Annotated in this window: 21 protein-coding genes and 1 tRNA gene; 12 read left to right on the top strand and 10 right to left on the bottom strand. The window is 59.8% G+C overall.

Annotation, left to right across the window (positions count from 1 at the left end; translation table 11 throughout):
* From KEC16_RS18885 to KEC16_RS18860, 6 genes are all read left to right on the top strand, one after another.
* A complete protein-coding gene (locus tag KEC16_RS18885) occupies nt 1-921 on the top strand; it encodes a replication initiation protein (protein WP_211551865.1) in 921 nt (306 codons plus the stop codon).
* A 358-nt stretch (nt 922-1,279) separates the two neighbouring features.
* Nucleotides 1,280-1,729: a hypothetical protein gene (locus tag KEC16_RS18880; protein ID WP_211551863.1), complete on the top strand. Its 450-nt coding sequence runs from the start codon at nt 1,280-1,282 to the stop codon at nt 1,727-1,729.
* 42 nt (nt 1,730-1,771) lie between these two features.
* Nucleotides 1,772-2,116, top strand: a complete 345-nt coding sequence (locus KEC16_RS18875; protein WP_211551861.1) for a nucleotidyltransferase domain-containing protein — start codon at nt 1,772-1,774, stop codon at nt 2,114-2,116.
* Between the two features lie 242 nt (nt 2,117-2,358).
* Nucleotides 2,359-2,691: a hypothetical protein gene (locus KEC16_RS18870; RefSeq protein ID WP_211551859.1), complete on the top strand. Its 333-nt coding sequence runs from the start codon at nt 2,359-2,361 to the stop codon at nt 2,689-2,691.
* A gap of 10 nt (nt 2,692-2,701) precedes the next feature.
* Nucleotides 2,702-2,947, top strand: a complete 246-nt coding sequence (locus KEC16_RS18865; RefSeq protein WP_211551857.1) for a hypothetical protein — start codon at nt 2,702-2,704, stop codon at nt 2,945-2,947.
* A 3-nt stretch (nt 2,948-2,950) separates the two neighbouring features.
* On the top strand, nt 2,951-5,437 hold the full coding sequence (locus KEC16_RS18860; RefSeq protein ID WP_211551855.1) for a DotA/TraY family protein: 2,487 nt from the start codon (nt 2,951-2,953) through the stop codon (nt 5,435-5,437).
* Between the two features lie 2 nt (nt 5,438-5,439).
* On the opposite strand, the gene KEC16_RS18855 is transcribed toward KEC16_RS18860, so the two are convergent.
* The 3 genes from KEC16_RS18855 to KEC16_RS18845 are packed head-to-tail and all read right to left on the bottom strand — an operon-like array spanning nt 5,440 to nt 6,353.
* Complete coding sequence (locus tag KEC16_RS18855; protein ID WP_211551853.1) at nt 5,440-5,820, bottom strand: hypothetical protein; 381 nt, start codon at nt 5,818-5,820, stop codon at nt 5,440-5,442.
* A 10-nt stretch (nt 5,821-5,830) separates the two neighbouring features.
* Complete coding sequence (locus KEC16_RS18850; protein WP_211551851.1) at nt 5,831-6,160, bottom strand: type II toxin-antitoxin system PemK/MazF family toxin; 330 nt, start codon at nt 6,158-6,160, stop codon at nt 5,831-5,833.
* Nucleotides 6,147-6,353, bottom strand: a complete 207-nt coding sequence (locus KEC16_RS18845; RefSeq protein ID WP_211551849.1) for an antitoxin MazE-like protein — start codon at nt 6,351-6,353, stop codon at nt 6,147-6,149. The genes KEC16_RS18850 and KEC16_RS18845 overlap by 14 nt, the downstream gene beginning before the upstream one ends.
* 392 nt (nt 6,354-6,745) lie before the next feature.
* On the opposite strand from KEC16_RS18845, the gene KEC16_RS18840 reads away from it, so the two are divergent.
* The 6 genes from KEC16_RS18840 to KEC16_RS18815 all read left to right on the top strand — a co-directional run bounded on the left by KEC16_RS18840 (nt 6,746) and on the right by KEC16_RS18815 (nt 12,655).
* Nucleotides 6,746-7,141, top strand: a complete 396-nt coding sequence (locus KEC16_RS18840; protein WP_211551847.1) for a hypothetical protein — start codon at nt 6,746-6,748, stop codon at nt 7,139-7,141.
* Nucleotides 7,142-7,226: 85 nt separating this feature from the next.
* Nucleotides 7,227-7,577 carry a MobC family plasmid mobilization relaxosome protein gene (locus tag KEC16_RS18835; protein ID WP_211551845.1) on the top strand — a complete coding sequence of 117 codons (351 nt, stop codon included), beginning with the start codon at nt 7,227-7,229 and terminating at the stop codon, nt 7,575-7,577.
* Nucleotides 7,574-10,147: an LPD7 domain-containing protein gene (locus KEC16_RS18830; RefSeq protein ID WP_211551843.1), complete on the top strand. Its 2,574-nt coding sequence runs from the start codon at nt 7,574-7,576 to the stop codon at nt 10,145-10,147. The genes KEC16_RS18835 and KEC16_RS18830 overlap by 4 nt, the downstream gene beginning before the upstream one ends.
* Before the next feature lie 19 nt (nt 10,148-10,166).
* Complete coding sequence (locus KEC16_RS18825; RefSeq protein ID WP_211551841.1) at nt 10,167-10,475, top strand: hypothetical protein; 309 nt, start codon at nt 10,167-10,169, stop codon at nt 10,473-10,475.
* A 104-nt stretch (nt 10,476-10,579) separates the two neighbouring features.
* The gene (locus tag KEC16_RS18820; RefSeq protein ID WP_211551839.1) at nt 10,580-11,635 is read left to right on the top strand and encodes a nucleotide kinase domain-containing protein; all 1,056 of its coding nucleotides are present in this window, start codon (nt 10,580-10,582) and stop codon (nt 11,633-11,635) included.
* Nucleotides 11,636-11,644: 9 nt separating this feature from the next.
* Nucleotides 11,645-12,655, top strand: a complete 1,011-nt coding sequence (locus KEC16_RS18815) for a thymidylate synthase (protein WP_211551837.1) — start codon at nt 11,645-11,647, stop codon at nt 12,653-12,655.
* Nucleotides 12,656-12,663: 8 nt separating this feature from the next.
* Here the strand turns inward: KEC16_RS18815 and KEC16_RS18810 are convergent, their stop codons facing one another.
* The 7 genes from KEC16_RS18810 to KEC16_RS18780 all read right to left on the bottom strand — a co-directional run bounded on the left by KEC16_RS18810 (nt 12,664) and on the right by KEC16_RS18780 (nt 17,262).
* On the bottom strand, nt 12,664-13,524 hold the full coding sequence (locus tag KEC16_RS18810) for a thymidylate synthase family protein (protein WP_211551835.1): 861 nt from the start codon (nt 13,522-13,524) through the stop codon (nt 12,664-12,666).
* The gene (locus KEC16_RS18805; protein WP_211551833.1) at nt 13,511-14,167 is read right to left on the bottom strand and encodes a C1 family peptidase; all 657 of its coding nucleotides are present in this window, start codon (nt 14,165-14,167) and stop codon (nt 13,511-13,513) included. Before KEC16_RS18805 ends, KEC16_RS18810 begins: the two co-directional genes overlap by 14 nt.
* Before the next feature lie 14 nt (nt 14,168-14,181).
* Complete coding sequence (locus KEC16_RS18800) at nt 14,182-15,177, bottom strand: ImmA/IrrE family metallo-endopeptidase (RefSeq protein ID WP_283091944.1); 996 nt, start codon at nt 15,175-15,177, stop codon at nt 14,182-14,184.
* On the bottom strand, nt 15,174-15,512 hold the full coding sequence (locus KEC16_RS18795; protein WP_211551829.1) for a helix-turn-helix domain-containing protein: 339 nt from the start codon (nt 15,510-15,512) through the stop codon (nt 15,174-15,176). Before KEC16_RS18795 ends, KEC16_RS18800 begins: the two co-directional genes overlap by 4 nt.
* Nucleotides 15,513-15,524: 12 nt before the next feature.
* Complete coding sequence (locus KEC16_RS18790) at nt 15,525-15,884, bottom strand: hypothetical protein (protein WP_211551827.1); 360 nt, start codon at nt 15,882-15,884, stop codon at nt 15,525-15,527.
* 104 nt (nt 15,885-15,988) lie between these two features.
* Complete coding sequence (locus KEC16_RS18785; protein ID WP_211551825.1) at nt 15,989-17,062, bottom strand: site-specific integrase; 1,074 nt, start codon at nt 17,060-17,062, stop codon at nt 15,989-15,991.
* Nucleotides 17,063-17,188: 126 nt separating this feature from the next.
* Nucleotides 17,189-17,262, bottom strand: a tRNA-Gly gene (locus tag KEC16_RS18780).
* Nucleotides 17,263-17,538: the final 276 nt, after the last annotated feature.

Here is a 17,538-nt window from a genome sequence, read left to right as displayed (position 1 = left end):
ATGGCCTCGTCGAAGCGCAAGCTGCGTTCGACAACCAGCATCGAGCCGTGGTCGGACGACCACATGGTGAAGCCGGCCGAACTGATCGACGTTCGCCTCCCCTCCAGCCTGACACTTGTGGATCGTCGCACCTTCAATGCGCTGCTTCGAAACGCCTGGGATCGGATCGATCAAAACGGCGCTGAACACGTCATCGCCCTGTCCGAGTTGAAGGGGCTGCATACCGGCAGCAACCAACGGATCGCCGAGACGATCAAGCGGCTGATGACCGCCTTGATCGAAGCCGAGGTCAAGGGGCGCAAGGGAAACATCGTCGTGCGCCGCGCCCAGATGCTTGGCGGCAACGACATGGACGACGATGACAACCGCACCGGCATCCTGACCTACACGTTCGACCCCCGACTCATCTCCATCATCCGCAGCAGCACCACCTGGGGCCAGTTGCGGATCAAGGTGATGGCGGCTTTTTCGTCAAAGTACGCCCTGAGTCTGTACGAGATGGGGGAGCGGCGCATCCACATGCGGAAATTCGAGGAGGAACTGTCCCTGTCAGAGCTTCGAAACCGCCTGGGTGTCGATGGCCTTCACCGCTACGCCGACCTGAACCGGTGGGCGATCAAGCCGGCGATCGAGGAGGTCAACGCATTCGCGCTGGGCTTCAACATGGCGATCCAAGAGTTGAAGCGGGGAAAGTCGGTAGTTGGCGTCCGTTTACGCTGGTGGCCGAAGGACGAGGAGCAGCGGCAGGAGGCGGCATCCGAAATCAACCGATGCCGACTTGGCCGACAGGCCAGGGTCAAGAAGACTGTCGAGGCACTGGCTCAGCGGCAGATGCAACTGCGCCTCGACATGGAGGCAGGGCTTCGTGCGGCGGCACCCAACCCGGCAGACTATCTGGGCGACGAAATCCCTGATTTCTGACCGCCCAGGACCTCACCATCGGCCGCCCAATGCCTCACCGTCAACCGCCCGACTCCTCCACGCAAAACGCCCAACACCTCACCGTTCAATGCCTTAAGCGATTGAATTTACGTCAAATAAGGTCGAGGAATATGGAAAGACCAGGAACACATAAGAATCAGGACATTGACCTGGGCCAGCTTTGGCAAAATGATAGGCGTGCGCTCGCAAGAGCGGGGCTGAGCCAACATGCGCCCGTCATGGTCGGCCCCAGCGGTGCGGGGGAGTGCGCCGCCGACCTCGGACGAAACGGTACGAGGATGCCGGGGGCGATCCCGTTAAACGCCCGGCTTCGTGAAGACTCACGGAGCGTATAGCCATGATGAACAATCGAGACGAGATTTTACGCTTGGCGGCCCTGGCGCTGGAGCAGTACCTGGGACAAACGCGCAAGCATGCTGACGACATCCATGACCAGGATGCCATCGCAGCCCTGCTCGAGGTCGTCACCGTGGCTCTTCGAGAGCTAGGTGGTCCAACACCTGTTCTGCGCCTGGTCAACCGCGTTCTGGCAGAACAGCGCACTCTCATTCCGGAAATTCACGAGGCCGCAGCAGAGCGCGAGGCCCGTGCAGCCATCGCCGTCCCCAATGGGGGCCATCCAGACATGTCCGCTATGCTCGCCGACCTTCGCAAGGCGCTCGAGGCTGCCTACCCGGATCGACCAAAGCGGAAGGGGCGCAAGAAAGCACGGAAACCAGCAGATCGCCGGAAGCCTCTCCCCACTTGGTGCCGAGGGGTGATCGATGGAGGCGAGGCCTCGTCCTAGCCCATCCCTGGATCCGTATTTTCCGTATCTGCGGGCTTAGCAATGCCGAAAAATGACCTGAACACGGCCATAATTACCTTCGTTGATGCGGTTTCACGTCAGGATGACCGTTTCCGCCTGGCCGTTCTATATGGCAGCCAAGCCCGGGGCGATGCAGCCGCCAACAGCGACGTGGATGTGGCCGTCATTCTCGCGGGCACCGGTGACCGCCTTGAAGCCAAGCTGGCCTTGGCCGACCTGGCCTATGACGTCCTGCTGGACACCGGCGTACTTATCTCGCCGATGCCCGTGTGGGAGGCCGAATGGGCCGATCCGGAGCGACATCCTAATCCCCAGTTGGTTCGCAACATTCAGCAGGACGGCAAGCTCGTGGCGGGTCGTGAATGAGGCCAATCCTGACACGCAGCCCAATATGTCAGGAATAAAAATGATTTGGTGAGCCAGTCACCAAATAAATTGTGAAAAAGGTGCCTACTTTATCCACTGCAATAGCAGTCAAGTAGGCATCAATCACAAATACTTGCTAGACATGATTTCTTGGTGTTAGCGTCTCCATCATTGGTGGACCCGGAGCGTTGGCGCGCCCCGGGTCCGAAGCCACGATCCTTCGATTTGGAGACTTCAGGATCATGACCAAGCGCGACAATACCACGACTCTGCCAGCTTCCAACCGCTACGACATCTGCGCCGCCGCTGAGGAATGGCGGCACGAGTTGGACCTGACCGGCCCCTTCGGGGACGACACCGCCTTCGAAACCATCCTCAGCCAGGTTCCCGGCTGCTGCACGGAAGATGCCGAGATCGTCCGCGGTTGGCTCGATGGCCGCCGCGGTCACCGCGACGCCAGCCGCGCAGGGGATGCCCATTACATGTCCGGCTTCTGGTTGGCGGTCGGCAAGAACCTGGACGAACGCCACGGCCCCGAAAAGCGGATGCCGACCAGCCCGACGCCCAAGCCCTAAGGAGAACCCCATGAGATCGCTTGCCACATTGCGACTGTCCGTCGCCCTGCCTCGGATGGCCGCCTTCATGCTGACCATCTTTCTGATCTGGGTGGGCGGAAACCTTTTCGACATGGTGGCTTTCGGCGGAGCCGGGCGGGCATTCCTGGCGGAAACGACGATGAATGGCTTCCAGGCCTTCGGTGTGCTGGCCATCGGCGCCGTCCTGGGTTGGTGCATCGGCTGGCGTGACGGCCAGAGCCGGGCGGAGGGCTGAACCATGGGGGCGATCCGGCGGCCAAGCGTGGGGGACAGCTTCGGGTTCTTCTTCAAGCCGCAGGCTTGGCCCAGGTTCAAACAGGAGATGGCTTACACATCCAGCCTGTTCGTCCGCCTGATCGCCCTCACTTTCGTCAACTCCGGCATCCTGCCGCCGGATCACCCCGCCCGCGCAGTGTCATCATTGGCCGATGGCAGCCTGACCTTGCGCAGTGTGCTGTCGGAGGGTTGGCGGCGAATCGATCGCCGTAATCCCCGCCAAATGGCCCTATTCCTGGCGGTCATCGGATTCCTGATTGCCGTGGCCCTGGGTTTTCTGACGGCTTTTTCGCAGGCCGCCCTGGGCACCGCTTGGGCCGCCGACGCCTGGGCGGATATCGCCGCCAGCCAGAATTTTGCTGCCCGTTGGCTGCGCGGTGTGTTCGGGATCAGCACCGGCACCTCGACGACTGAAATCAGTTCAGCCTTGGGCGCCATGCTGCTGATCTACAACGCGAGCGCCATGGGGTTGGGCGTCTTTCTCAGCTTCTACAATGTCGGCGTCGTGGTGATGGAGTCGGCCAAGCATGGACGCGTCGGCGGTCAGCGCCATTCCATGCTGTGGGCGCCGATCCGTTTGGTGTTCGGCATGGGCCTGCTGGTGCCGATCTCCGATGGCTGGAACGGCGGCCAATTGGTGGCCGTCTGGCTGGCCGGCCAAGGCTCAAAAATCGCGTCGTCCGTCTGGGAAGCCCACATCGACCACGTGGTCTCTGGGCGTGGGGCCATCGTCACCCCGCCCATGTCGGCACAGCTCGAGCCGGTCATCGGCACCCTGCTGTCGATCGAGACCTGTATGGCCGCCTTCAACGCCGTGGCCGCCCAGTCGGGTGATGCCCCTTACATCCGGGTCAACGTCGACCGGCAATTGCGGCCCAACGGGTTTTCGGAGATGAAAGTCGCTGTCGAGCGCTCGTATGACGGCGCCAGCCATTATCCGCGCAAGGCCTGCGGAGCGATCACCTTCACGCCACCGGAAAATCTCGATCACGCCGGCGAAAGGGTGATGATTGCCGCTCAGCGGGATGCCTTGATGCAGGTGCTGCCGCAAATTCAGTCGCTGGCCCAGCAGATCGTGCTGGCCAACCACCCGAACCCCGCTCTTCGTCAGGCGATGCCCAGCACCGCCATTGGGCGGCAGATCGCCGATTCCTATGCTCGCGCACTGATTGGAAAGATCGCCCCTGCAGTCCAAGCTCAGCAGGATGTGGCGCGATCCAAGACCATCGCCGAGATTCGCACTGCGGGCTGGGTGGCTGCGCCAGCATGGCTGCACACCCTTTCCCGTCTGAATGCTGAATTGATCAAAGCCGCGTCCACACCGCCGGAAATCTCCGGCCCGGCCCCCGGAATAGGTTGGCCGCAAGAGGTGCACGCCGCCCTGGCCGGGGCCGAGCAATACTGGAACACCACCGCCGCCGACTTGGGCCTTCCCACCTTCCAAAGCGTTGCCGCAGGGTCGCAGGCGGGTCCGTTGGATCGTCTTTTCTCCCCTATCGGATTCGGGACAGTGAAGCTGTTCGAGTTCACTGGGGATGACCCGCTGGCCGAGCTTATCAGCTTCGGCCACACCATCCTCGCCTGGGCCATCGGCATCCTGACCTTTTTCGCCGCCGCCATCGGCTGGGCCAACAGTTCGGGTTTTGCGGCTGTCATGGGATGGATGGGCGGCCCGGCTGGTGCTGCGGCCTCCGTTGCCGCGCAGAAAGTGGTCGGCTCGGGACTGGCGGCGATCCTTGGGGCGCTCGCCCCTCTGGTGATTGGCATCTTCATCATGCTGATGTCCTCGGCCGCCCTGCTGGCCGTTGGGCTGGCCGTGCTGCCATTGATCCGGTGGATGTATGGCTGCATCGCCTGGCTGCTGGGGATCTTCGAGGCGATTGTTGCCGTGCCCCTGATGCTGGTGGCCCATTTGCGCAGCGATGGCGAAGGCCTTGCCGGTCCCGCCGCCCAAACCGGCTACACAATCATCCTGGGCATTTTCCTGCGGCCCGTGCTGATGGTCTTCTCGTTGGTGGTCGGGCTGCTGATCTTCAACAACGTGGTTGGGCTGTTCAATGTGCTATTCCTACCCAACATGAAGGCCAGCGCCGCCAGCGGCAACACCATGGGCTTCTTCATCGGCGAGGCCTACGTCGTTGCCTACTGCGTGGCGATCTACGGCTTCGCTAACGCCAGCTTCAAGGCCATCGACTATCTGCCCAATCAGGTGCTGCGCTGGATCGGTGGGCAAATCATGCATGACATGGACAATACGGCTGCGGTTGAGCGGGGCGTGCAGCGTGCGGGCGATGCCGGCGGCCAGGCAGGGAGGGATGCCATGAAGGGCGCAGGCGGGAGCGAGGATAAGACGCCAGATCGGAAGGGAGGCATCGACAGCGGCAGTGGCCCAGGACGAGAGGCCGCCATTATCCGGACCGAAGATATGTTGCCGACGAACCGGGGGTAATCCTAACGCTTTCCGACCAGATCGCGCCGCATCATGGCCGCCGCCTCTGCGGCCTGACCCGGATGGCTCTCCACGAAGCCTAATTCCTTGGCTCTCTGAACGCAGGCTTGGTCGAAAACCTTTCCCATGACGGCATCGAAGGCGGCCCGATGCTCGTGCGGGAGTTGGGCGATTACGGCTTCCAACCCGCCGATCGCGGCCCACGACAGGGTGCGTTTGGCCCGCTCCACGGCAAGCTCTGTCTTCAAGGCGCGGGCTTCATCCGCCCACGAGGTCGCAGGCCCACGGAACAATCCCCGCACGGCGTCCGCGCCTTCGCTCGCCGTATTCATGGTGCTGGCGAACCGTTGGCCGTCAGCGAGGCCGTCATAATAGTTGGGCATGTCGCCTCCCTCAGTCTGCAAGCCCCATGACGAAGGCCACGGCAGCATCCAGTTTCACCACTTCGTCAGTGGTCAGTTTGCCGATGACTTGGCCGATTCGCTCCCGTCGAACCGCAACCGGCTTATCCACCATGATCTGGGAACGCTCCCGCAGGCCGTTTCCAGGGCCTGGCTCGATGGTGACCCGGAAATCTGGTGCCTCCACCAATTCCGACGTCATCTGACAGATTACCACCGATGCGTGCCCCATGGGAAATGCATCCGTTTGCACGATGACCGCAGGCCGAGGCTTCCCGTAATCGCCGGCGGCGGCCACGACCACCACGTCACCGCGTCGCATCGAACTCGGACACTTCTTCGATCCAATCCAAAGCCTCGCGCTCGCTTTCCGGCGACAGCATGGCCACCTGTTCGGCGATGCGGCGCCGGGTGATTTCGGCTCGTGCATCGGGAAGCACCAGCCGAACCTCCCGCATCCCCTCGGCGCGGCGCCGTGCCCGCATCGCTCGCATCCGTTCAGCTGTCGTCGCCATCTATGCCTCCACTCCGTCACGCGTTACGAATTGTAACGCGTGACGCCACCAATTTCAAGAAATCGGCGTTCATATCCCATTCTGTCAGCATTCTGGCAGATAGCGGCCACCTCCGACCTCTTGCGTCCGATGGAGGCCGCAAGAGGTCGCCACCGGAAGGTATCCGGCGCACAAATTCCACCATATGTAAAATATAGAAGTTCCATTTGGTGAGCCAGTCACCAAATTACTAATCCTGACACAAAGTAATATCATGTCAGAATTTGTTTTTAATTGAAGAAAATGGAGATAAGAGCAAGGCTCCTCCGTGTGGCCCTCTAGCGAGGACCAAACGGAAACCTTGCGAGGGGGCGCAGCCCCCTTCGAACCCTGATGCGATAGGGAGAAGAAGAATGGAGCAAAACATCGAAGCAGAGATTTTTGGCTTGGCGGTGACGACCAGCAACGCCTTGGGCTGGAGGACGCGACTGGCCGGCTACATCGGCACCAATTTGGGTCATTTGGATGCCGACTGCGGAATCGTGGCCACCTGTGAACAGGAGTACGTCACGGCGATCACACAGTTCGCTGAATTGCTGCCGAATGCGTTACGAGAAGCGTTGGATATGGAAGAGCTTTCTGAAGCCGACCGTGATGGGTTGGCGAGTTTCGCAGCTCGGTTGGACGGGGGATACGACCCCGATGCCCTGGCCTCGGCCGCTCGTGAGGATTGGGGACGCATCCTGGCGTCCGCAATGGATGGACTGCCCGAGACTGCCCAGACGCCCCGGCGAAGCCGAAAGCCTTGAGGGAAGCCAAATGTTCCAGAGGCGCACTCCCGAGCCGGAATCTGCCGCCGCCTCGCAAAACCCCCGCCGGCCATCGAGGCTGTAGATGGCCCAGAACCGCACTCGCCGTGAGCGCGTCATCAAGGTCCGGGTCTACGATGACCAGTACCTCTTTCTGCGGGCGAAAGCCAAAGCGGCAGGAATGACGGTTACGGAGATGCTGCGGGACCACGGCGACCAGATCGCCGTGGTCAACCGCACCGACTGGCGCCTGCGCACCTACCAACTGGCGGCCATTGGCAACTGCATCAATCAGATTGCCCGCTGGGCAAACACGCACAAAGGCGCCGCCGACGCTCATCAGGTGGTTGTATCGCTCCTGCGCCTGGAGCGGGTGATCAGGGCGGAATATGGCCTTGATGCCTCCCATCCTGGCCCTGATGGCACCGAGCCATGATGGTGATGTGGTCCAAGCACACCGGCAGCGACGACGCCGGCGGAGACGGCGTCGTCGCCTACATGCAGGACGAGTACGTCTGGAAGGCCGCCCCTGATGGCGGCCGCGAACGCCTGCGGCGGGTCCCGCCGCCCGAAGTGCTGAAAGGCGACGCCACGCTGATGCGCCAGGCGATTCGAGCCACACCATTCAGCCACAGATACTCGAGCGCCGTCTTGTCGTTCGAGCGCGACGATATCGACGTGGCTAGATTCAACGCCGGCGACCCGGAACTCCGTCGCCGGGTGTCAGAGCTGATCCAAGCCTTCGAAGATTCCGCCTATGCCGGCATCCCGGAACAACATCGCCCACCGATGTTCTGGACCACCCATACCCACACGGGTCGCCTGGAACTGAACTTTTGCGCCCCCAGGGCAATCCTCGCCGCTGACGGACGCCTGCGGGCCATCAATCCCCACCCTCCGGGGAACGAAAGCCGCCGTCTGTTTGATGCTTTCCGGGACGTCTGGAATTGCCTCCATGGCTGGGCTGACCCGGAGGACCCAGCTCGCACCCGGTTAACAAAGGTGCCCGACTGGGCGCAGAAAATCGCCGCAGAGGCGCGACGTGCTGGCCGCGAGCCCAAGAAACATCTGACCGAGAAGATCGGCGAATGGGCGGAGGCCGCATTCGCCGCCGGCATGGTCACCAGCCGGGCAGGCCTAATTGCCCAACTGCAGGCGGAAGGCATCGACGTTCCCCGGATCGGTGACGACTACATCACCATCTCTAGCCAGGGTGGGAGCCGAATCCGCCTGCGGGGACGGTTGTTCTCCTCGGCTTTCACCTCTCCCGAGGCGATAGCTCCTGTGCTTCCCCGAGGGGCAAGGCTGGACCTGGCCGAATGCGAAGCCCGCCTTGCCCTCCATCGAAGTCGCCGAGCCGAGTTTCACCGGCGCCGTTACGGCGGACCGGATTGGAACGAACCTGAGGAGACGGCGCTTCCCAACTGGGGCATGGACGAGGGACTAGGCGATGGCCAGGAACCCGACGTCTGCGCCATCGCGGAAACCTCGAGGCGGCAACGCTATCAAGTGCGGCTATGGTTATTGATCTGGGGCGGAACCCTGCCCGAGGATCTGTTGATGGCTTTACGGTGGATCGACCGGAACAGCCGCACAATCCGCCTGACCGATGGGGCCGCCGTCACCGACCACGGCGACCGCATCACCTCCTCCAGATCAACGCACTTGGCGGCCAAGCTGATGATTGCCGAGGCGGCAGCAAAGGGCTGGACCTCGATCCACATCGCCGGATCGCCTGAGTTCCAACAGCTTGCCATCGGCGAAGCGCTTCGTGCTGGCCTGACCATTTCAAACCCTGAACTGCAGCACCTCGTCCGAAGGCTGACCATGACCCAGGAGGATGCCAATGGGGCTGACCCCAATGGAGCGGGAATTGCTCCAAACCGTCGATCGCCTTCAGGCGGAAGCGACATTGCGCGAGACGCGGCTGAACGAGCGGATCGAGGATTTGACCAGGCGATTGGACGCCTTGGCGACGGTCTGCGCCACCTTGGAAAAGCTGCTCGCCCAGGAGTGACGCGAATCTACCAGGCCCGTCAGGACGAGCTCACCCGCTTCAAGGAGGAGATCGATCTGTGCGCTGTCGCCGCCACGCTGGGCTTTGCCGAGGACAAAGCCGCCAGTAGCCGCAACCATCGGGTCATGCGGCATGCAGACGACACCAAACTGATCATCGGCACCTCCAAAGCGGGGCACTGGGCTTTCTCGAGCAACGCCGGAAAATCGGGCACTGTCATCGACCTCTTGAAGTGGCGGCTGGGTCTCGACATGTCGGCATGCCGTGAACATCTTCGCCCCTGGATCGGCGAACCCGCCAACCGCCCCACGGTGGACCTGAAGCTGTACACGTCAAAGCCCAAACCAACCCCAGCACCGGCGGACAGGATGAAGGCGATCAGCGAGTGGGAGGGAGCCAATCCCAGCACACGCAGCGTCTTCCTGGAACGCAGTCGCGGCCTCAGCCCCCAGACGCTGGCCAGCGACCGCTTCAAGGGCACGTTCCGTGTCGATGAGCGCCAGAACGCGGTGTTTGCCTATCGGGATGGAACCGGCGCCATCGTCGGAACCGAACGCCGCAACCGGCCACCAGCAGGCTCCGACCGGTCGTTCAAGGTCTACACTTCGGGCGCGGCGCCGGGCATCTGGACATCCAACGGCACAGCGGAAGACCGACGGCTGGTGGTGATCGAGAGTCCGATCGACGCCATGAGCCATTGGCAGATGCTGTCGGCCGAGGAGCAGGCGGTCACCCGGTATGCCGCCATCCGCAGCGGTTTTCGAGAAGAAGACCTGGAAACGATCATCCGCGCCATGCCGGCTGGCGCCGGGATCGTGGCGGCATGCGACCCCGACTCCGCCGGTGACGCCTATACCCAGAAGATCATGGCCGCTGCAGAGCGGGCTGATCGAATGTTCCGGGAAGAGCGGCCCGAAGGCGGCGATTGGAACTATCTCCTTCGCCGGCCGACACCAATGCCGGCCAAACGCCCTCACCCTACCTACTGATTCCTCGTGAGGAACCGCAATGAGCATTCAACCCAAAGCCGTCAACGCCGGCGACCGCGTCCATTATTGTGCTTGGTATCTCGGCCTCAATGACAATACCCGCTATCTGGGATATGCCATCCGCAAACAAGGGGGAAGCGACCTGGAGGCGGCTTTTCGGTCGATCAGTCGCCGCCTTAATATGCATGGATTCGAGATAGGGACACATGAAGCCCTTGAAGCCAACTTATACAGGCTAACAGTTTTGGCACGTCTTACCAGGAATTGCTCAGAGGCTCTCGGTGAGGCTCGCATGGAACTGCGCGGCATCAGCTCACGTCACGCCTAACCCTGCTCGCCGTAAGGCACTCTTGCCCCAGTTCACTTAGGTGGATTAGTTGTTGCTCGTTACGAGCAGTCACGTTAGATGCTCGAAAAAATGGTGGAAGCGGAATGGCTGTAGAAATAAAGAATTCTGTGATCGATCCGATGCTGCCTGGCTTGGGGCCTCAACCAACGCCCAAGCTCGCTCCATTTTTTGTGGGAAAAGTGCGGTTAACTCCCACTGAAGTTTATGACAGCTACTGGCGCTTCGCGGCACTCAGGCAAGAGGCATTCTTTGCTCGCATAGAAAGACCATCAACCCCTCCGTGGACTGATGACCCCATCATTCGAACATTCAAATTTACCAATGCATATCGGGCAGCAGACCGTGTCAGCCAGTACCTAATCCGCGAGGTTATCTATAAGGGAGGTCAGTCTGTTGAAGATGTGTTTTTTAGGATAATTCTATTCAAAATTTTCAACAAAATTGAAACCTGGGAAATACTCACAACCCACCTTGGATGCATATCCTTTGCAGATTTTGACTGGAGGAAGGCATCCAATGTTCTGGACGCCGCGATGCTGCGGAATGAGAAGGTTTACTCCGCTGCCTATATCATGCCGTCGGCCAAGTCTGCGTTTGGCCACGATCGCAAGCACTCTAACCATTTGAGCCTTCTGGCGAAGATGATGGCCGACAAGGTTCCGTTCCGCATCCAGCAGAGCAGATCCATGCAAGATGCCTACGAGATTCTACTTTCATATCCGAGCATAGGGCCTTTTTTGGCCTACCAATACGTGATAGACATTAACTACAGTGCGATCACAAGTTTTTCAGAGGATGACTTTGTTGTTCCGGGCCCAGGAGCTTTGAGCGGGGTCGCAAAGTGCTTCGCCGACCTCGGCGGTTGGGAGCCGAGCGACGTAATTCGACATGTGACGGACACGCAGGAGAGAGAATTCGAGCGGCTGGGGCTGATGTTCCGCGACCTATGGGGACGCCGACTGCACCGCATCGATTGCCAGAACCTGTTTTGCGAAGTGGACAAATACGCACGGATTAAACACCCGGAGTTCAGTGGTCAGGGTGGGCGCACCCGGATAAAGCAGGCGTTCAAACCTACCAATAGGCCAATTTCCTTCTGGTTTCCGCCTAAATGGGGAATCAACGAAAATATCGAGTGAGCCTGCCCAATGCATTGCTTCCAAGGACAATCCGCTGATGAGCTTTGGCAGAATCTCCATGCAAAATTCAGTGTCCCCGGTGAAGCAAAGACGCAGGAAGGGCGGAACGGGGAGACCGTTGAGTTCCTACATGCCCACATGGCCATCACTGATCCGCGCCAGCGCTGGGTGACTTCCAAACGCCCCGCGAATAATCCTGCATTCATCATCGCGTCCACGTTTTGGATCCTTGGCGGCATGAACGAAGCCGCCTTCCTTAACAGTTGGTTCAGGGATCTGCCCAAGTATCAAGGCGACGGCAGCATCTATCACGGTGCCTATGGACACCGTATCCGTGAATGGTTCGGCATCGACCAACTCGACAGGGCCTACCGGGCACTGTCTAAGAACCCGAATAGTCGGCAGGTTGTCATTCAAATATGGAGCCCGGAACTCGACCTTCCCGACGAAGATGGAGATCCTGCGGACGCTGATATTCCATGCAACTTGTGTTGCCTGCCCAAAGTCCGTAGCGGCAAGCTCGAATGGCTACAGGTTATGCGGAGCCACGACTTGGCCAAGGCCATTCCGAAAAACTTTGCGCAGTTTACAATGGTACAGGAAGTTCTCGCAGGCTGGCTCGGGGTTGACCTTGGCGAGTACCACCACATCAGCGACAGCCTGCACATCTACGATGAGGATTTTCCAAGCCTGCAGTTCGTTGAAGGTGCGCCGCCACCTTTGAACGAAGACGATCTTCGTTTACCGAAAAGCGAGTCCGACCGAGTGCTTGGGGAGGCGCTAGCGATTTTGCGGGAACTGGCGGACCCGGCGCTGAGCCGTGAAGCATTCGGCCACCTGATGTCTACGGCGAGCTTGCCCCCTGCGTACCATAACCTCGTGGCCATAGCGGCAGCCTACATTGCTCGCCGTTCCCGCTGGGACGATGAGATGGGTATGACGCTTGCCGGATGCACCAACCCCTTACTGACTGCTATTTGGAACAACTGGGCGCTTCGTTTTCCAAGACGCTCTCGCTAAATAGGTATTCAGCCTGTCGAGGCTTCCCTAATCCATTTGGGGCTTCCGCCCCAGGCTGGCGCTCCTTCATAAATATCTGCGCACTCTGCCAACATCGCCTTTAGGGCGTGCTTGCTCCATGAGCCAGGCTCGAGTTGCGCCATGGAGGAGATGCAGGTGAGTGACCCGACACTGAATCCCGTCTCATGAGCGACACTGCACAATAGCCAGGAAAGGCCCAGCAGATTGCCAAGCGCCCGTTCGACATAAAAGTGGGATCGGTAGAAAGCCGTCAACGCCAATCGCTTGTCCGGCATCACCTTGAAACTCAGATGGCTGAGACACGGGCCGCCCATCGTGTAGCAGCGGTCCTGAAGTGGACGATAGATGGGAATCTCGAGAAGAGGATCGATAAGGCCAGCTTCGTAAATCGCCCGCTTAGGGTTGTTGTCGTAGTTTCTTAGCTTGTCCACGATCTTCTTCAGCGGATTGACCGGCTCGCCGGTACCGGAATCGATGACCACCGAGCGGTCACCAGCCTCCACCCGGACCAGTCGATAAGCGTAGCGCCCCCAGTCGGTGCCGTTGTTCTTGAGTCTGATTTTGGGGAATACGGTCTCGGGGTATTTGGTAAAGACTCCTTCAAGCCCAAAGGACCTGTATAGGCCAAGCGGAAAGATGGTGTTGGCCACCGTGTCCAGCGGCCATTTTTGGTGCCCCTTGAGGAACCGATCAACGACATCGCGCAGGCACCGATCATGTTCGTCGAAAGCACCTGGCCGACTTACCTCCAGGATGACGTTATAGTCTCGCGCTTCGGCACAGCCGAGCAGATGCTGCGCGGCTTGGAGCCAAGCGCCATAAATGCTCTCGTTCTCAATGGGCTTCATTCGCGGCATCTCCGCCTATCGAACCGATCCACAACAATCGCTTTTCCAGATAACCGACAGGAAGCCAAGCGTGTCCGTTCAGCCCCCAGCCATCGCCCCAGCTATTCCGCACGAGGACATTCATATCACCCTCCGTGGAATAAGCAGCCGCGACCCCAACCACCGCATGCCGGTGAGGTGTATCGAGATCACCTTGTTGAAACCGCAGACGGCCTGCCGTGTCCGGGGTAAAAAAGGCAGTCGACAGCGCCAATCCCAACACGAGAGGTTTGCCGGATCCTATTATATGGGCAGCCTCATCGGCAGCAGCCTTGCGGAATTCCATTTCGCTTATCCACATCCGGCCCAATCCTCCAGGCGGAGACCATGGGTCTGGCTGCGTGGTCTGATAAGGCCAATCCGCCTCAAGCGGCTGGCCATCGCTACCCAGAACAGTTGAGACGACGCCGGTGGTGAGACCCGCATGCGGATCCGGAGGCGTCATCAGACGGACCCCTTGATAGAAAAGGTATTCGGCCGACAGGTTGATGGCTCCTTGGTGGGATCCATGGACATCACTAGCGGACATCGCCAAGCAGGTCGGTCTCTGGCCTTGGTCCCGTATTATCCCGAAGCGGTCGCGCAGATCGCTGACGATATGCATTTTTGGCACGATCCTCACGCGGCCCGAAGAAGGGGGCGCTGGAACCGCGGAATTCCCGCTTCCTTACCCCAAAGACTGTAGGCAAGGTTAAACTGCCCAATGACGTCGTCGGCCTGCCACGGGCGGCGTTCCTCAAGGTTTAGATACCCTTCCGACGGAAAGTCTGCGGAAATCTTCCAGCACCTGGTAAGTGCGGAACCGACTGTTTCCACGGCCAAAGGCCCCTCGTGCCGCTCGACGATGAAGCCCAGTCTTACAAGGTCATCAGCGTTCCATAGGTACCCGCTCCCCCCGTGCTCGCGCAGCTTGAGCAGGAATATGTCGTTGGGACCGGCTTCGATCTCCCCGTCATGATCCGCTTCGCTCAGCGACCATACGTCGGCCCATGGATCCTCCAGGACCACCCCGTCCAACAGATGGGCTTTGATAGTTTTCGGGCTGGTTTTCATCAGACGGTCGAGCGTCTGCTGGTCAATCCATTTGTGGCGAATCAGGGATACGCACATCGCCTGATAGCTGACACCGACACGCAGTGAAAGCTGATAGACAGCCCGCGGATCCCCCAAATCACCAGCGTTCCATCGATACCGCTCCATGATCCGGCGCAGCAACGACTTTGGCATGAGGAACTCGGCACCGAAAGCATTCGCAGCGACTTCCTGCAGCATCTTCGGCGAAGCCCCTCGTGGACGCAAAATCTGCTCTTCGCTATCGAGGCTGAAATCATGGCCCATTTCAAGGTGACCAAGTTCATGGGCCGCAGTGAACCGCTGCACGGGCAACGATCTCCCCGTGGTCACCAATACACCGGGGCAAGGGTCACGAAGACAAAGACCGAGCAGCCCGTCGAGGGGCCGGAACAGTAGAGCGATTCCGCGCTCATCGATGGACCGAAACACATTTACGCGGCCACTGACATCATCCGGCCGATTGACCGCAAGTTCGGCATGAACTCGTGTGGCAGCTTGAACGCCTTGTATCTGGGCTTCTCGGTAGTTCCTGGGCGTCATTTACCGCGTTGGCCATCTGCTCGAGATTTCAGAAACTTGGCGAACTGAAGGAGTTCTGCCTGATCCTTTTCCGTCAATCCTTTCGCCTCACGTGCCAGATGCTCGACCATGGGCGGCGGCTCGGAGGCCTCCCCGGTCAGTTCGGCGATCGTCGTCTGGCAAATCTTCGCCAGCTTGGTAAGTTCGATGGCATCGACCTTCCGCTTCCCGCCTTCCGCGAGTGAGACCGCAGAACGCGATATGCCAAGAAACTCAGCGACCTCCTCTTGCGAGAGGCCGACATATTCGCGGGCCTCCTTTAGTCGGTTGCCCAGAGCTAGCCTATCGTCACTCATGGCTGATCTAGTCTATTCAGGCCGATCATCTTCATTATCCTCATCCAGTTCTAATCGCATTAATGGATCAGCACAAAGCGCCCGGAGCTTCGGGATTATATCTTCAATAAAGTCATCCACCGTTTCATAGCCACCCTCTCGGATTATTTTCTCTGCTGGAGGCATATCCCCTAGATGAGCGGGGATAACTACGGCCAACATGACCACGGCGGTCAGCGAATCAAAGCTATTAGACAACCCCCCTGCCGCCCCTCCTGGGGGCCCATTATCCACATTTGCCGCCTTGCGCAGTTCACCCTCAAGCTTCACCCGGATTTCCTTGTCAAAGGTCGCTTTGGAAATCGGATAGAAATCCTTTTTGCCCTTGCCCATGAGGTCCGTCCGTTCGATTTCGAAATCATAATAACAGATATTTGTTCGAATATCGAACACTCTTTTAACGCGCATATCAGTGCCATAGGCCACATACCATTTGATCAGCCCAATCTATTTGCAAAACGCTCAGTCCGAAGATGCGCATACCGCATTAACATCTCTGGCCGCAGATGGCCGCTAATGGCCATAATCTCGTTGTCCCGGAGATCGGTGCGCTCGAAGAGCCGACTAACCGCCTCGTGGCGGAGGTCGTGCCAGCGGAGATCGGGGAACAGGTCCTCGGTGACCACGTCACGCCAGGCGTGCCCGAACGCTCTGGGCGTCTCCACTGGAAACACCGTTCGCTTGCCCAGGACGATTACGTTCGCCGGAGTGAGCTCGCGGAACGCCTTCACAGCGCGCGTTGAGAGGGGTACCCGCCTCGGCCGGTCGTTCTTGGTCTTCGGCAGATCGCAGTGCGGATACTCGGCATCCAGCCTCACCCGGTCCCAGGTCAGACCTGCGAGCTCGGCCTGACGCATGCAGGTTTCGAGGCTGATGACGACGGCGGACTTCAGCCAACTGCGGGAGCTGCCGGCGCAGGCCTCGAGCAGCCGGACCTCCTCGTCCTTCCCGTCCTTGTCCAGATGAACGTCGAGGCGGCGGTTGCGGCCAGGGCCGAGGGAAGGACGCACCTTCTCACCGACTGGATTGGTCAACTCAACCTTTAGCGCCAGGCCGGCTTGGACGTAGACCTGGGAAAGCGTGTTGAGGCGGTGAACGATGGTCTGGGGGCTACAGTCCCCGTCCTCGAGCAGATCATCGCGCCACTCGATCAGATCCCAGGGCTTCAGGGACACGAGAGACCAGTTGGCGAAATCCGAGGCAATCCAGTATTTCAGCTTCGAGACCTGGTTCTTGGCATGCTGGCTCTTGGGCACCCGCTTACCGGTCTTCTCGTCGACGGGCGCCACTCGATCCAGGAACCATTCGCAGGCCTGCGCGACGGTCATTCCCTGGACGGCGCGGCGATCCTCGTATTCGTCGCCGACGACTTTGCCTTCCTGGATATCAGCCCAGCGCTTGGCTGCCTCATAGGTTTCTTCGGTGCGCGTGAGGGTGACCACCTTCCCGCCGACCTTGCGTCGAATGCGGGCTCGCCATTGATAGGGGCCACGTTGGTCAATCGTCGCCATTTCCGCCTCCGGAATCACCGATGGGGCGGACGCGCTGGACCACCCTTGGACCACACAGCTTGGTCCAATCTGGTCCAAAAATTCAAGGGTAATTCAGGGTTGCGAGACTGAAAACCGCAGAAAGCTTGGAGCGGGTGAAGGGAATCGAACCCTCGTCGTAAGCTTGGGAAGCTTCTGCTCTGCCATTGAGCTACACCCGCAGAAAGGTGCCGAACCCGTTGTTTCCAAGGGTTTCCGACCGTCTGAGAATATGAACGAGAACCCTGGAAATGGCAACCCCAGAACCGTCAGTGTGACGAGAGTGTGGCCGGATGTGGCCGCGCTCGCAGGGCATGGCTCCGAGGGGCTTGCCTCTCCCTCCCTCGTCCGGCAGGGGGAACTTGGACTTGCCCGGAAAGCGTGGAGAGCAAAGGTGTTAACTTTGCTTGAGGACGACTCTGATGACAGGTTCAGGAATGAGGACATTCACCGACGAA

Origin of the sequence: Magnetospirillum sulfuroxidans (assembly GCF_018224925.1) — a bacterium.
In the GTDB taxonomy this organism is placed as follows: Bacteria; Pseudomonadota; Alphaproteobacteria; order Rhodospirillales; family Magnetospirillaceae; genus Magnetospirillum; species Magnetospirillum sulfuroxidans.
The sequence above is the reverse complement of the archived record's forward strand: the minus strand, read 5'-3'. Positions and strand labels throughout refer to the sequence as shown.